Here is a 15,520-nt window from a genome sequence, read left to right on the forward strand (position 1 = left end):
CGCGGGTCTCTTGCTTGGATCGACATCAACCACGAGCGGACACGGTAGGGCCTGCAAACCCGAAACGCACGCAGGCCGGTCACACCGCTACTCGCCGGCCGATCGTTTGCAAAGCAACTCACGCACGCCGACCAATCCGACTGCCGCGAGCGGTGCGGCCAGCGCCACGCCCAACGTGCCCAATAGCGTACCCATGAGCATCTGTGCGAAGATCAACAACGCCGGCGGCATGTCCACCGCCCGCTTCTGCACCAACGGCGTGATCAGATAGCTCTCGAGAACCTGAATCACGAGGTACGCTCCGAGCACCCATGCCGCGAGCGTCATGCCGCCGCCGTCCTGCTGAGTCATCGCGATCAGGGCCGGCGGGATGACGCTGAGGATCGGGCCGAAGTTGGGGATGAACACGAACAGGAACGTGATGACCGCGAGGATGGCCGCGAGTTCGACGCCGAGCAGGAGCAGCGCGAGATAGCTGAGAATGGCGACCACGGCCATGCTCGTGAGCTTGCCCACGAGCCACCATCGGAGCGTGAGGCCGAGTTCGTCCGCGAGGCGGCGGAGTCCGTCGTGCTGGTCGGCGGGGAACAGGCAGACGATGCCGCGGACGTAGAGCTTCGGGTCGAACGCTAGATAGATGCCTGCGACAACGACGATGGCGGCGGCCGCGACACCGCCGACCAATCCGTAGACCACGCCGAGCAGCCGCCCGGCGATGGCCGCGAGGTCGATGCCGGGACCGACCTGCGTGGGCCCAATGTCAGGCGAAACGCCGAGCAGCGATCGCAGGTCGTTGGCGATGTACCGGCCGAACGGCGTGTCGTTGAGTGATTCGAGCGCCGCGTCGGCCGACTGCTCGAACCGCTCGGCGAACTGCGTCACCTCGCCCTGCACCGGCCCCCATGCGAGCAACGCGAACGCACCGACGACAACCAACAGAACCCCCATGAATGTCGCCAGCGCGGCATCCTCACCGAGCGACGGAATCAACCGACGCAAGGCCCATCCGCCGGTTCGCAGCAACGTAGCGACGAGCACGGCCGTGAACGCCAGCCCGAGCACGAACAACAGCTTCCACGCCAGAAAGTAAGCCGCCGCCACGGCACACGCGATGGTCGCGACGATCAGGACGTTTTTGGGAACAGCCACGATCGAACGCTAACCCCAACGCCCCGGACCGGCATCGCTCATTCTCCGTCGGCCGGTTGCGTGCTCGGCGGTGCTTTGAACTCGAGCATGTCCTTGGCGGTGTACCACGCCATGACTTTGACCTCGAGCAGCCCGGCCTGTACCGCCGGGTCGGCCGAGGCGAGTTCGATGACTTGTTCCTTGGTCAGATCGCCGCGGTAGAGAACCATGCCACGCCAGCGCGGGTCGATGCGATCCCCGAACGGACCGGCGACCAACGCGTATCCCTGCTCCCACATCTTGGTCAGATGCCCGAGGTGCTGGCCCTGGATTTCCGTGGCCTTCTCGCGAGTCATGTCCTCGGGCGGCGACTCCGCCGCGACCAGCAGGACGAAGTGGTAGGTGTCGAACTCCATCGGCGGCGCGGCCGTTGCCGGCTGCGTTGCGGGTGCGGTTTGAAGCAGGACTGCCAAGAGAAACGTTGCGAGCATGTGTGAAGCGTAACGGAAACCGCGCCTCAACGCCCACGGCTTCAGGCGTGGGTCGGCTCGCGTGTCCGATCGCGGACCCACGGCTGAAGCCGTAGGCTTTAGTTGGTGAATGACACCCCCACCGAACCGAGCAGGCGCACGACGTTGGTCCGGTAGAACTTGATCAACACCTCGGTCGGCAGTGCCAAACCGCGCAGCTCGACGCCGCCGTCGATGCCATCGGGGTCTTCGATCGGACTTTCGCCGACTTGGGCCGTCTCGAAGAGCTTGCGGTGGACCCACCAACGCGAGGCGTAGAAGTCGAAGCCGCGGTCGGCGTGGCTGACCTGGTCACTGCCCCAGATGATCCGGTCTTGGTTGCGGATGAGAAACTCCCTCGCCGCGTCGCGTTGGGCGCTGAGCGTGCGGACCATCCACTTGGCCGCGGAGAGGTCGAGCCAGAGGTTCGGGAAGCGATCCAGCAGATACTGGAGCCGGTCAAGATTCTCCGGCCAGCCGCCCAGATGTGCGCCCCACCACGGATGGTCGCGATAGTCATCGAGCAGGCGCTCCCACGCGTCGTAATGGGTGTCGCGATCGCCGAAGGTCGCCGGGTCCTCGGCGTACTTGCCGTCGTACCAGGTCTGCGGGTCGCCGATGTGGGACATGATGATCGAGCCGGACGCGACGGTCGCGTCGAGCAGCCGGCGATGGCGGTCGGAGCCGAGCGTGAGTCCGTGGCGGGACATGCTGCCCGGGGCTTGGTGGAACTTCACGACCCGGCAGCCGAGGTTGTGGTAACCGTCGAGCCGACGGAGGAAAAGGTCTTCGTCGTAGAGCCGCACGGGATCATCGACCACGTCCCCCCAACTTGGCACGTTGATCAACGCCACCCGGTGCGCGAACGGCCCTCGCACCACCCGCAACGCTTCCTCGAGCGGCGTCATCGTCACCGTCACGTCGATCCCGAAGTGATCTGCACACGCAAACCACGTCCCGGCATGGTGCGCGCTTAGCAAATGCGTGTGGCAATCGATCACCGGTGACGCCACCGGCGGTGGCGGCAAGCGACGCCCGAAGTCCAGGCCCGTCCGGTTGTATCCGTCGGACGGCAACGTCGGCGGCGGGGATGGCGTCGATGCTGGCGGGGGCGAAACGCTCATGGGGGAGGATAGCTTGAGATGCCGCGACCGATCCGGCGCGCACCAGCGGGGGCGATCGTTGACAGACGCCGCCGTTGCACGACAATCAAAGGACACGCTTTTCGAGGACCAATCCCGCGATTTCCGGCCGGAAAACGGAACGTTATGGGTTGAGCGGCGTCGGAGGGTGTGTTGTATTTCTTTCCAGTAGTTTTTCCACCATGCGAACTCGCCCGATGACCCACCTAAGCAAGCCCGCCGTACAAAAAGCCGCATTTACCGCCGTGGAGCGCCTCGAAGAGCGCCGGCTCCTCGCGTCCGTCAGCGGGTTCATCTTCGAAGACCCCAACGGCAACGGCGTCCTCGACGTCGGCGAAGTCGCCCAGCCGGGCGTCACCGTCTTCATCGACGAAGACAACGACCGCCAGCTCGACCCCGGCGAACTCTCCACCGTCACCGACGAGTTGGGCGAGTACACGTTTGAAGACCTCGACCCGGGCAACTACTACATTTACGCGATACCCCCGGAGACGCAGGCCCAAACCCTGCCCGGCCCCTCGGGCGGCCTCTCCCGCCTGGGCTTGTTCGACATCGATATCGTCTTCGCCGATAACGGCCTGACCCCGACGCAGCAACAACTCGTATTGACCGCCGCGGATCGCTGGGAGTCCATCATCGTCGGCGACCTGCCCGACATCACTGACGACCCGGTCTTCGGCTTCGTCGACGACATTCTCTTCGAAGTGCGCACCTTCCAGGAAGGCTTCTCCGGTGGTGGCACCACGCTCGGTTTCTACCAGCCGGGCGAGTTGAACAACTCGTTCTTCAACCCGGAACGGCCCACCCGCTACCGCTCCGAGGATGACAACTTCCTCCCCTACGTCGGGAACCTCCAGCTCAACACGCTGGCACTGACCGACGAAAACGACTTCTTCAGCACCACCGTTCACGAGATGGCCCACGCGTTGGGCTTCAGCCAGCAGATCTGGTTCGAAAATGACTTGGTGACCGGGTTCTTCACCAACGCGTTCGGTCGCGCCGAGGCCGGTCCTAACCCGCAGTTCATCGGCGAAAACGCCGTCCGCGAGTACAACTCGATCTTCGATGAGAACTCCGCTGGCGTGCCCACCGAGAACGTCGCCGGTGCGAGTCACTGGCGTGAGTCGGTTTTCGGCATCGAGTTGATGAGCCCGTTCTCCGGGCCGTCCGGCTCGCTTGAGCCTGTCAGCCGTGTGACCGTCGGTCTGTTCAACGACCTCGGCTACGAGGTCGACTACGGCGCGGCCGATTTCTTCGAGCCCGAGTCCGGCTTCGCCACCACGCAACCGACCGGCGGCACCGTCGGCACCGGCGCGTTCGCCGGCTTGGTCCGACCCTTCGTCGAACTCGCCGTGATCGAGAACGCCGGCGACGACATCCAGCAGGTCAACTTCGCTCACCGGGCCAACAACCGCCCGACCATCGAACGCCTGCAGGCCATCAACGTCCTGAACTCGCTGACCGACCCGGTCGCGCTGGCCGGCGACCTGATCGAGGTCGAAGCCATCAACACCGGCGACGTCGACGTCAGGGCCGCCGACCAGGTGGTACAGGTCGTCTTCTGGGAAGAAACCAACGGCATTCCCGGTCTTCAGTCCAAGGGACCGAACCAGGACCAGTTCATCGCCATTGATGATCCGGCCGGCCGGTTCCGTGCTCAGGACCTGACCGATCTCGGCGACGCAGGCAGTTTCGTGACGTATTACGCCCGGGCCTACGACCGCCTGGAAGTGCCCAGCGAGATCGTGACCACCACGGTCTTCCTGAGCCCGCCCGAGCCGGTGCCGACCAAGCCCGCCGTGCTCACCGCTCGCCCGGTCGATTCCGACTCCATCCGCCTGAACTGGCGCGACAACTCGGACAACGAAGAAGGCTTCCGCATCGAGGTCAGCCCGACCGGCAAGTTCAGTGGCGAGCAGGTCGTCTACATCGCCCCGGAGAACACCACCACCGCCCAGATCGACGGTGCAGCGCCGGGTGAAACACTCTTCGCCCGCGTCCGATCGTTCAACATCAGCGGCTCGAGCCAGTTTGCCGGACGCGCGCAAGTCACCACGCTCAGCACCGGCGAGATCCTCATCAACGCGACAGGCACCGACACCGCCGACGGCGGCAGCTTCGCCACCAACGGCGTCTTCTCCAACGTCAGCGTTGCCGGAGCACTCTTCGGCGATGCGGTTTCGACCAGCAACGGCAGTGCCGACTTCTCGACCAGCATCGCGACCGCCGGGACCTTCGCCCTATTCCTCCAATCGCCGCAAACCGGTGACGGGGCCAGCGATGTCCTTCTCGAAGTACTCGACGGCGAAGGCGACGTTCTGGCCGAGTACACGATCGACCAGTCCGCCGGTGGCGGCGGGTTCGACTTGATCGACAGCATCGAACTGCCGGCCGGGCCGGTCACGGTCCGGCTCAACGCCGGCTCCGATGGTGTCACCTATGTCGACGCCGTCCGACTCCTCCGACTCGAGTCGTAACGTCAATGCCGATCCGACCCGGACCGCCGCACGCCTCCCAAGGCATGCGGCGGTTCGGCTTTATCGGACACGCCGACCTTCTCTGACCGAGCGCAAAAAAGAGGCTGCACGGCGGAGGGTCGTCCGTGCAGCCTGGCGGAGGAGGAAACGAGGTTCGTGTCAGTCAGGGCGGGTCGTTCCTCGCGACCGTGGTGCCCTGCCGCAGCCGTGACATTAGCGAACCGTTTCAACGACTGCAAGCGTAAACCGAAAAACCTTGAATCAGTTTCTCCGTCCAACCAAAACCCGAATGCCAAACCGTGGCTTTGGCGACGCGAGACGCCGAAGCACCGTATCATTCCCACCCCGCCCCACGCCGGCCTGATCGGCGTTTACGCCGTCGAAAAACCGCCTTCCCGACCGAAAAGAAGTGTTATGGGACCGACCTTGTTGCAAGAAACTCATGCCCAACTTCTGCGCCGATTGACGGCCGGTATCGCCCTGGCATTGGTCGTGATCGGCTGCGGTCAGGGCACGGATGTGGATAAATCGGGAGACACCGGAGCGGACTCTGCAATCTTGCCCATCGGCACGTCCGATGACCGGCCCATGCTCGCAGAAGCCACCATCACCCGCGCTGCGGCCCGCAACGAGGCACTCGGCATTCCCTTACGGCTGGACAACCTCCCCGGCGGACAAGCCCGGCTGCGGGTGACGATCCCCGTCCTCGCCGACGGTACCCCCCTGCCTGCCGAAGCACTACAGGGATACGCCGTGGCGGAGGTGCCGGTCGACCTGCGGCGAGCGGGCTACGTCCGACACACCGGCGAGACCGCCGCCAACGCGCCCGACCGCCTGCCCCGCGCCCTGCTGCCGTGGCAAAACGTAACGGCCGACACCGCCGTGATGGGCGTCCTGCCGACCGTGACCGGCACCAGCGGCTGGGCATGGCTCGACGTGATCGTCCCGCCGACCCAGCCGGCCGGGATTTACAACGGCTCCATCGACGTCATCGACGATCGCGGCCGAGTCGTGCCCGGCTCGGGGGTGCCGCTGAGCATCGAGGTGTTGGACTTCAACCTGCCCGATCAGCGGAATCTGCGCGTGGCCGGTCCGATCGGCTGGGGGCCGCTCCGCAAGGTCTACCGCGACCGGTTCGAGACGAGCAACCCCCGCCTGCTCGAACGCGACAATCCCCGCAGTGTTCCGGCCCTGGAAGTCCTCGACGGGCTGATCAAACTTGCCCACGAACATCGGCTCAGCGCGTACGTGCCGGACCTGGAGCCAACGGTGAAATGGCGTCCGGGCGATCCGCCGACCGTGACATGGACACAGTACCAGAGCGTCGTCGAGCCCTGGCTGACCGGCGAGCAGTTCGAGGATCGAGTGCCGCTGCCACACTGGCCGTTGCCGGACGTGACCGGGCTGGCGCGGTACCCGGTAAACGATCGGTTGCAGTACTGGAATGTCGCGGCCAACTTCTTCGACGCCCAGAACTGGCTGGAGCGCAGCCCCGCGGTGATCCGCCAGCAAATGCCGGTGCCGGCACGTGAGTTCGTGAGTCTCTCGGCCGAGGCGGGCGACCTGATCCGGGCGCACCCACGTGTCATCGTGCAACTGCCGCTGGAAGCCGAGCAGATCGCGTTGGGCCCGGAGCTCACGCCGCCGCAGGAGTCGGACCGACTGCTGGCGGTGTCACGAGGTCTGGTGAGCGGCCTCCCCGCGGATCGCTGGCCCGGAGAGTTCAAGCGGCCGTCCGGCTGGCTGGCGACGGACGTGCCCGGTTTGGTGCCGTTCGTCGGGGCCGGCGGGACGCAGGAAGATGTGCGCGTCTGGGCGTGGTTGGCCTTTTCCCGCGGGGCGACGCTGGTCGACTTCGGCGAGACGATGCCCGACACCGCCGCCAACCAGCCGGCCGATCCGTCACGCTTGATCTGGTTCTACCCCGGCGAGTGGTTCGGCCTCGACGGCCCCGTGCCCAGCGTTCATATGAAATGGCTCCGCCGGGCGCAGCAGGACTACGAGTACCTCGTGCTCGCCCAAGAGCGCGGCGAGGTGCTCAACGCCCGCCTCCTTGCCAACCTGCTTGCCAAGCCGGTCGAAATCCAACCGCTACAAAGCCCCGACGCGGCATACACGCTGATGTCCGGCACCGCCGACGCCGACGCCTGGGACGAGGCGTTGCAGCTGGTCTCGGAGATGATCCTGCTCAACCGCCCCGGCCAGCCACCCGACCGGCGGGCCCGCACCGAGCTTGAGCGGAGGCAGTTCCTTTGGATGGTCCCACGCGAGCGGCCGTTCATTATGCCACGCACCGCCGACTGGACTTACATCAACGCCAATCAAGTCCGCCTTCGGCTCGGCACCGACCTGTACAACGCGTCCGACACGACCCCCGAGGCCAACGAACTGCGCTGGACCGACGCGCCGTTCGGCTGGACAGTGCAGCCCCGGCCGCGGATCGTGCCGGAGTTGGGCGTGTACCAAGTCGAGCGATTCCCGCTGGCCGCGACGGTCGACCCGACACAGACCCGGCCGCGTGGCCGACCCGCCGATCACCTCGCGTCCGTCGAGTTCGTGCAGGGCTTCACCCAGGCCGAGACCGAAGTCGCCATGCGCCTGCCCGCCGTCACGATCGACCGGTTGCCGGGCGGGATCGTGCTCGACGGCGAACTCGCCGACTGGCTGCCGGCCGATCAGATCCACGCTGGCCCGCTGGTCGCGATGTTCGATCGGCCCAGCGTGCAGGACTACCGCCTGATCCGCGCCCCGACCGAAACGTCGCTGCACGCCGGCTACACCGAGGACAACCTGTACGTCGCGTTCCGCCTCGAAGGCGCGAGCGATGCGGCGAGCCGGGCGGGCAACGTCATCGAGATCGACACCGGCCGGGCATGGGGCGAGGACGTGGCGCAGCTGCTGATCCAAGCGGTGTACGAGGACGGCAGCGTCGGGCCGCTGATGTTGCTGAACGTGAAGCCGACCGGCGTGGTCTGGGCCGAGCGGCGGCGCGACCCCAAGCGTTTCCGCGTGCCTTGGCAGCCGTTCGAGTCCAACACGCGATTCCAGTCCACGCTCGTCGACAACGTCTGGCGTGGCGAGTTGGCGATCCCGCTGACGGCGTTGGAGCTCGAAGGCCGCTTCGACGAACGCGGCAACCCGGTCCGCCCGGTCATGTACAAGTTCAACTTCGCCCAGCACCGTCACGAGACCGGCCAAACCGCCACCTGGGCCGGCCCGGTCGATGGCATGCGGGACAAAGGGTTCGCGGGGGTGTTGGTGGTGGGAAATGACGAATGACGAGTTCCCGAATGACGAAAGAAATCCGAATGCCGAATGACCATAAAGGGGTCTTCGGATTTGTTCATTCATTCGTCATTCGGGAATTCGTCACTCGGACTTGTTCCTTGCCCTCGCACCTGCCTAACGTACCCGTCCCGGGCAGGTAGCTCAGTTGGTAGAGCATGCGACTGAAAATCGCAGTGTCGCCGGTTCGATCCCGGCTCTGCCCATCCCCGAAACCCACGCGTCGAGCGTGGGTTTTCATGCGCCGGCGGATGTGTCCTGGACGCCGATCCACGAGAACTGGCGTGCGAACACCAACCACGCCGATACCAGATCGGTGAGCGACGACGCCCAGACGCCGAACCAGGACGCCGCGCCGCCGGAGGATGTACGCCACAAGTGCGTGGCGATTCACGCGGCGTTGATCGGCCATGAGCCGCGCATCGAACGCAACCCCTTGCCGCCCGCGCCACCGACGGTCAAAGAGAAACTTTGTCGCGACGCCCTTCGGCTCAAGCAACTGGCGTTCGATCTGCTCGGCGGCTTCTCGGCCACGAGCAAGGTCCGCTCCGACGCCGGCCGGCGCTTCGAGGAAGCGGCCGCCCGCTTCGCCAAACGCCAAAAACGTGTGAAGTCCGTCCGCAAAGCCGCGTGACCCACTTGCGTCGGGCCATCTCGCGGGCACCATGCTCGCCATGAGCCTCGACGCCAAACTCAACGACATCGGACAAGGTCACCTCGTCGGCAAGCCGGGCGTGGCGGAGCAGCTTGCGCCGCTGGACCTGGGCCTGCTCGCGGAGTTGGCCGCGTCGCATGTGGTGAACAAGCCGGAGCTGCACCTGCCGGCGAAGATCGAGCCGGTGCAAACGTATCCGCGCGTGCCGGACGCCAGTCGTGAGGCCGAGTACGCCGAGGCCGAACGTGTCGGGAAGCAACTGCTCAAGGACGGCAAGGTCGCGGCGTTCCTCGTCGCCGGCGGCCAAGGCACGCGCCTCGGCTACGACGGCCCCAAGGGCGAGTACCCCGTCACCCCCATCAAGAACAAGCCGCTCTTCCAGGTCTTCGCCGAACAACTGCTCGCCCACTCGAAGCACGCGGGCAAAAGCATCCCGTGGTACATCATGACCTCCAGCGTCAACGACGCACCGACGCGGGCGTTCTTCGAGAAGCACAACCACTTCGGCTACCCCGCCGGCGACGTCGTCTTCTTCCAGCAGGGCATGATGCCCGCCTTCGGCACAGACGGGAAAATGCTGCTCGCCTCCGACGATTCGCTCGCGCTGAGCCCTGACGGCCACGGCGGCTCGCTCATGGCCCTGCACAAGTCCGGCGCGCTCGCGGACATGAAGTCACGCGGCATCGAGCACCTGTCCTACTTCCAGGTCGACAACCCCATGGTCCACTGCATCGACCCGCTGTTCCTGGGCCTTCACGCGACCACCGGCAGCGAGATGTCGAGCAAGGGACTGGCCAAGGCGTTCGCGAAGGAAAAGGTCGGCAACTTCTGCGTCGCCGACGGCAAGCTCGCGGTCATCGAGTACTCCGACCTGCCCGACGAGTTGGCCGAGCAGACCAACGCCGACGGCAGCCTGAAGTTCAACGCCGGCTCTATCGCGATCCACGCCCTGCGGGTCGACTTCATCGAACGCCTCACCGCGTCGGGCCGGCTCGACCTGATCTGGCACCGGGCCGACAAGAAAGTCCCGCACGTCGGCGACCCCGACCCGCAGACGCCCAATGCCGTGAAGCTCGAACAGTTCGTCTTCGACGCGATCCCGCTGGCCGAGACCGCGATCGTGCTGGAGACGTCCCGCGAGGAAGAATTCAGCCCGGTGAAGAACGCAGAGGGCAACGACAGTCCCGCCACCAGCCGCCGCGACCAGATCCGCCGCGCCGCCCGCTGGCTACGCACCGCCGGCGTCGAAGTCCCCGAAGCGAATGGCGAACCCGACGCGACACTGGAGATCAGCCCCCTCTTCGCCGTCGACGTCGAGGAGACCAAGACGAAAGACCTGCCCCCCACCCCGATCCAAAGCGGCGCGGTGGTGTACTTCGGCGACTGACGATCCGTTGGTCGGGATGTGCGATGAGCAATAGCGCCGAAGAGTCCGACGTGAAGCCGCTTTCAACGGCGCGACGAGTGTGGATGGTCGCCCAACTCGTCATCGTCATGGGCGGGAGCATCACGTTGGGGCTGCTCGGCGCGAAGTGGCTTTTCGCCCCTGAAGACCCCGCCCTCACACCGGCGGGTCCGGCACTCGTGCCGCTGGCGATGAACGTGGCACTTCTCATCGCCATTCCGTTCTTGACGCTCGCGGGACTGATCTGGGGCGTCACCACGCTCAGCGGCGCGTTCATTCTCAACTATGCGCGGCCGGTGTTTTACCGGCTGGTACTGCGTTCGTACCTGAGCAACCTCGCCGTCATGGTTTTGGGCGGTTGTGGCCTGTCGATCCTGCTGACGGCCGCGGCTCAGCCACCACTTCTGCGGCTCGGCGTGCCTGCGGTGTTGGTCGGTGCCCCGTTGACCTTCGTCTGGTTCATCGCCTTTCAGTTGCTGCTGATCATGGTCGACATCTGGTATCCGCTGGGCGTGATTGTTTTCCGCCGACGGTTTCGCGCGTTGCACATCTCACCCACCGCCATTCGCGAAGGCATTGGTATGTCCATCGCGGATCCGGACGTCAAACTCAAACGCTGGCCCCGCACCGTCGAGCAGGACTTCGGCATGATCTGGCTCACCGACGAAATGCTTCATTTCGTCGGCGATAGCCGACGGTTCGACATCCACTTACATGCCGTCCAGGGCGTGGAGCGTGATGCCCAGAAAATCGACGTCGCCGCACTCTTCGGTGCGCGACCGGCGGTGTTGGTCTTCCGCGATGGCGCGGGCAAGGAGCGGCGTCTGAAGTTCTACCCAAGCAACTACGTCACCAAAATCGGCCGCGCCCGGCGGATGAACGAGTTCGCCGAACGCCTGATCGGCTGGACCCGTACCCCGGCGCTGGCAGCCCAACAAGTCCGCGGTTTCGAAGTTCAACCCGTCAGCGAACCGCGCTGAACGCTTCACCCGCCGACCTTCTCCAGCAGCAGCTTCTCGCCGTTAGCGAGGTAGACCTCGACGCCGTTGCTGAAGACTTTGTAGCGGGCGTGGAGGGTCTCGCCGTTGTCCCAGCGGACGGTGACGGTGGTGCCGTCGGCGGTCCATTGGCCTTGATTGTTGTTCTGGCCGATGCTGTCGACGCCGCCGGTGATGTTGCCGTCGTCGTCCTTTTGTTGCATGTAGAAGGTCGAGTTGGTGTTGCGGACGGCGGAGCCGTCGGGGCGGAGGTGGACGTAGACATCGACGCTGCCGCCGACGCCGGGGTCGTGGAAGGTGGTGCCGGTGCGATAGGAGCCGACGAGGTTAGGATCGACCTTGTCGGAGAGCGGCTGTTGGGCGGGCCGCTCGCCGACGCTGAGGCGTTGGAAGATCGCGTCGGTGACCGGTGCGCGTTGTGCTTCGAGGTCCGTGCTCATGCCCGCGACGAGCATGAGCACGCCGTTCTCGTGGGGGATGTAGTAGACGAGCACGACGCCGGGCTGGTTGGTCGGGCCGGTGCCGGTGTAGCGGAGGCGTTGTGCGGGACCGAGGCCGGTGGTGATCGGGCGGGTGTCGGTGCGGCGGGCGTCAGCGGCGAACTGCAGTATCTGGGCATCGATCGCCGCCAGCGTCTGCGGCGTACCGAGCGGCATCGCCTGCGGCAGCCATGAGAGCACGAACATCTCCCGCTCGGGCCGCGCGTCCGCCGGCTGGAGCAACAACACCTCGGGCGTCTGCTGCACCGTCCAGGTATCCGGGTGAGCCACGATCAAACCGGTCGGATGCTGGTACGTCGACCAGCCAGCCTCGGTCGTCGCGCCCGAGCGGTCCAGCGGGTTGGCCGGCCGCGTGTCGAGCGGGTTCTGCTGGGCGAGTGCGGCGGTGGTGAGCAGCAGTGCAACGACGGCGACGAGCGTGCGGATCATGGTGCCTCCAGGGTCAGCCGGTGAGACACGGATCGTACCAGTATGTGAGTCGAATCGGATGCGGTTTCCAGCAGCCGGGCGACTACGTCGCCCTGGCCGCGGAGACGCTCGTGTCGACGAAACGTTTCGTGCATGCGAAGCGGATCGCGGCCAGGGCGATGTAATCGCCCGGCTGCTGAGTTCATTTGCGAAACTCACGCCGCGCGGCGGACCGCGCTACTCGGGCGGATCAGATCGATTAGCCCGACGAACTCCAAAGGCTCCCGGCTCAACTCCACGCGGAACACGTTACAGCACTCGGCCAGCTTCGCCGCAAGCGTCGGGGCATGGCGGTGCGGGTCCAACGGCGGCAGTGGCCAGGCGTTGCGGATCGTGTTGGCCGCGTCCATGGCCGAGACCGGAGAGATCTCGCACCCACCGCGTCGGCCGGCGTCGATGACGATCACCGCGTCGGCGAACGCGTGATGCACCCGGTTCGCGGGCAGCGTCGACCAAGGCGGGCCGTCGGTCGGCTGGTGCATCCGCATTGGCCGGGGGGATCGGCTCATCTCGACCGGGGCCGGGGTGCCGAGCAACGCGACGGCGCCGTCCTCCTCACGCAGCGCGGTCCAGCGTTGCCCGATCACGTCAAAGCCGTCATCCACGAGCCGAGCGATCTCGGGCTGAATGTTGAACGGGCAGACCAATAGCAATGACCAGCCACCGACCGCGAGCGAAGCCGCCGGCATCAGGTGCAGCCCGCGCGTGCGGAGGAGTTGTGCCATCGGCTGCAGCACCCCTTGTTCCATGAGCCGGGGCAGGTCGGCGCTGTTCTCGGCCGCATGGTCGAGCACCCATGAACGCCACGTTCGCTTGGGCAAGTTGATTTCGCCCAGGCCCCAGCGTTCGTCGATGGACCAATAGATGCCGGGCATGGCCGGGTCCTGCCAGAGCTCGGCAAACCCGACCGCGTCGGCGACAGGCTTGGCGTTGGTGCTCAGGTGGGTCGCAACCTTGTCCGCGTCGTAGGGCAACACCTCGCCGCGTATGATCGACATCCCCGGCGGCAACGCCGGCTCGGCCCACTCGGCAAACGTCAACGCGGCCTCGCGCAACCCCGGCACCGCGCAATCGACCTCGACGCCCATCCCATGCACACACCAAAGCCACCCGGCCCCCGGTGCCGCCATCGAACAACCGTCACTGTCAATCTGCGCAAGCTGCATCGCTTGGGCAGATATCGGCGCGGCACGCGAAAATCCTTCAAGCGTAACTATGGAGCCCGACCATGAAGTAGTTCACGCCGATCCAGTTGAAGAGCATGATCGCGAAGCCGATGATCGCCAGCACGCTCGTCCACAACGCTTTCTTCGGTGTGATGATACGGACGTGGACGATCATCAAGTAAACGATCCACGTCACCAGGGCGAAGGTCTCTTTCGGGTCCCAACCCCACGGGCGGCCCCAGGACATGTCGGCCCAGACGGCACCGAAGATGATCCCGATGCCCAGCATCCAGAACGCCAGCTGCATGACGGTGATGTGGCACTGGTCCAGCGCGGCCAACTGCGGAAGCGTGCGGCCCAACACGAACCTGCCGAATAGCCACGCCACACCCATCGCGAAGCTCATCCCGATCAGAGCGTAACTCGCGCAGACGATGGTGACGTGGATGTAGAGCCAGTAGGACATGAGCACACCCTGAACCTGGCTGATCTGCCCGCCGATCTCGAAGTTGAAGACAAACGGCACGGTGAACAAGGCCGTGAGCGAGAGCGCCCCGACGAACCCGGCCGCGGCGGCGAAAAGGCCCTTGCCCTTCCAGAACTCGAGGATCAGCCCGATGAGTGCGCCGAACCACGCGCTGAACATGACGGACTCGAACTGATTCTTGATGGGAATGGCGTGGAACCAGTCGCCGTGCGACTTTTCGACAAGCCACCAGCGAATACCGATCGCGGCGGTGTGGAGCAGGAACGCCGCGATGAACATCGTGAGTCCGACGATGCGTAGCTTGGGCCCGAGTACGCGCGCGGCCATCAGCAGGAACACCGTCGCGCCGATGTACAGCGCCGAGCCGAGGATCATGCCCAGCGACGTGCCGTAGCGGTTGTAGAGCAGTTCGGCTTTGCGTTTGGATTCAGCCGGGTAGCGTTCGGGAACGATCCCCGGCACGACCTGCGCGATCTCCGCCAAGGCACCGTTGACCTGCGTCGCGTTCTCCTGGTTCCAGCCGGTGAGCAACTCGAGCGTGGGGAGCACGAGATTTTGCAGGCGTTGACCGTCGTAGCCGGGCAGTGGGTCGGGGGAACTCAGCCCGGCCTCGGCACGGGCACCGACCATCAACGGCACGTTGCCCACCACGTCGCCCTGCCGTTTCCAGATTTGGTCATCTTCGGTCGCCGGCGGGATCAGCGCGACCGGCGGGAAGATGTCCCGGTCGCGGAACTCTTTTGCTCCCAACAGTTCGTCGAGCATCGCGGCCTGGAAACCGAGCTTGTTGATCGCGTCGGCCTTGTGCATCGCCGATGCCTGCTGTGCTTCGAGGTAATCCTGCACCTCGGAGCGGATGAAAAACAAAAGCGAGATCGTGCCTTCCTGGCGCAACCGATCGGCTTCCTCGGTGGTAAGGAACGGCAACTCGGCCAACTCCAGTCGGAGCGGCAGGTGCTTGACCTTGATCAGGTTGCGTCCGGAGTACAGGTCCGGGCGGTAGGCCATGTCGAGCACGGTGAAGACCGGCTCCCGGCCATCAATACGCCGCTTGCCGGTGATCTCGGCGATCCGTCCGCGGGCAAACGTGTCGAACGTCTTGATCGTCTGCCGGTCTTGGACGCTCAACAACTTGACCGGCCCCACGTCGACCGCCTCCATGAACGCCGATCGGTCGGACGTTGACCCGTTGGATGTCTGCGCCCATGCCCCTTGTGAAAGAAGGGACAAGGTGCAGACCAGCATCGTGAGCAGCAGGCAGTTATGGACACGCATGATTCAGGAATCGGCATTTTTTGCC

General features: G+C 65.3%; 11 protein-coding genes and 1 tRNA gene. 6 read left to right on the top strand and 6 right to left on the bottom strand.

Annotated elements, in window-relative coordinates; genetic code table 11:
* Positions 1 to 87: 87 nt before the first annotated feature.
* From AAGD32_13335 to AAGD32_13345, 3 genes are all read right to left on the bottom strand, one after another.
* Positions 88 to 1,149, bottom strand: coding sequence for an AI-2E family transporter (locus AAGD32_13335; protein MEM8875226.1), 1,062 nt, complete (start codon positions 1,147 to 1,149; stop codon positions 88 to 90).
* Between the two features lie 38 nt (positions 1,150 to 1,187).
* Positions 1,188 to 1,619 (bottom strand): hypothetical protein, encoded by a 432-nt coding sequence (locus tag AAGD32_13340; protein ID MEM8875227.1) that lies wholly within the window; start codon positions 1,617 to 1,619, stop codon positions 1,188 to 1,190.
* Positions 1,620 to 1,717: 98 nt separating this feature from the next.
* A complete protein-coding gene (locus AAGD32_13345) occupies positions 1,718 to 2,761 on the bottom strand; it encodes an amidohydrolase family protein (GenBank protein ID MEM8875228.1) in 1,044 nt (347 codons plus the stop codon).
* 200 nt (positions 2,762 to 2,961) lie between these two features.
* Between AAGD32_13345 and AAGD32_13350 the strand changes: the two genes are divergently transcribed.
* From AAGD32_13350 to AAGD32_13375, 6 genes are all read left to right on the top strand, one after another.
* The gene (locus AAGD32_13350) at positions 2,962 to 5,256 is read left to right on the top strand and encodes an SdrD B-like domain-containing protein (GenBank protein MEM8875229.1); all 2,295 of its coding nucleotides are present in this window, start codon (positions 2,962 to 2,964) and stop codon (positions 5,254 to 5,256) included.
* A 588-nt stretch (positions 5,257 to 5,844) separates the two neighbouring features.
* Entirely contained in the window at positions 5,845 to 8,535 is a 2,691-nt protein-coding gene (locus AAGD32_13355; GenBank protein ID MEM8875230.1) for a hypothetical protein, read from the top strand.
* A 139-nt stretch (positions 8,536 to 8,674) separates the two neighbouring features.
* Positions 8,675 to 8,747, top strand: a tRNA-Phe gene (locus AAGD32_13360).
* A gap of 47 nt (positions 8,748 to 8,794) precedes the next feature.
* Positions 8,795 to 9,175, top strand: coding sequence for a hypothetical protein (locus AAGD32_13365; GenBank protein ID MEM8875231.1), 381 nt, complete (start codon positions 8,795 to 8,797; stop codon positions 9,173 to 9,175).
* Between the two features lie 40 nt (positions 9,176 to 9,215).
* A complete protein-coding gene (locus AAGD32_13370; GenBank protein MEM8875232.1) occupies positions 9,216 to 10,583 on the top strand; it encodes a UDPGP type 1 family protein in 1,368 nt (455 codons plus the stop codon).
* 23 nt (positions 10,584 to 10,606) lie between these two features.
* The gene (locus tag AAGD32_13375) at positions 10,607 to 11,581 is read left to right on the top strand and encodes a hypothetical protein (GenBank protein ID MEM8875233.1); all 975 of its coding nucleotides are present in this window, start codon (positions 10,607 to 10,609) and stop codon (positions 11,579 to 11,581) included.
* Between the two features lie 5 nt (positions 11,582 to 11,586).
* Here AAGD32_13375 and AAGD32_13380 read toward each other — a convergent pair whose 3' ends face one another.
* The 3 genes from AAGD32_13380 to ccsA form a co-directional block, all read right to left on the bottom strand.
* Positions 11,587 to 12,528 (bottom strand): hypothetical protein, encoded by a 942-nt coding sequence (locus AAGD32_13380; protein ID MEM8875234.1) that lies wholly within the window; start codon positions 12,526 to 12,528, stop codon positions 11,587 to 11,589.
* Positions 12,529 to 12,722: 194 nt separating this feature from the next.
* The gene (locus AAGD32_13385; protein MEM8875235.1) at positions 12,723 to 13,697 is read right to left on the bottom strand and encodes a hypothetical protein; all 975 of its coding nucleotides are present in this window, start codon (positions 13,695 to 13,697) and stop codon (positions 12,723 to 12,725) included.
* Positions 13,698 to 13,770: 73 nt separating this feature from the next.
* Positions 13,771 to 15,495, bottom strand: a complete 1,725-nt coding sequence (gene ccsA / locus AAGD32_13390; GenBank protein MEM8875236.1) for a cytochrome c biogenesis protein CcsA — start codon at positions 15,493 to 15,495, stop codon at positions 13,771 to 13,773.
* Positions 15,496 to 15,520: the final 25 nt, after the last annotated feature.

The sequence above is a fragment of the Planctomycetota bacterium genome (assembly GCA_039182125.1).
In the GTDB taxonomy this organism is placed as follows: Bacteria; Planctomycetota; Phycisphaerae; order Tepidisphaerales; family Tepidisphaeraceae; genus JBCDCH01.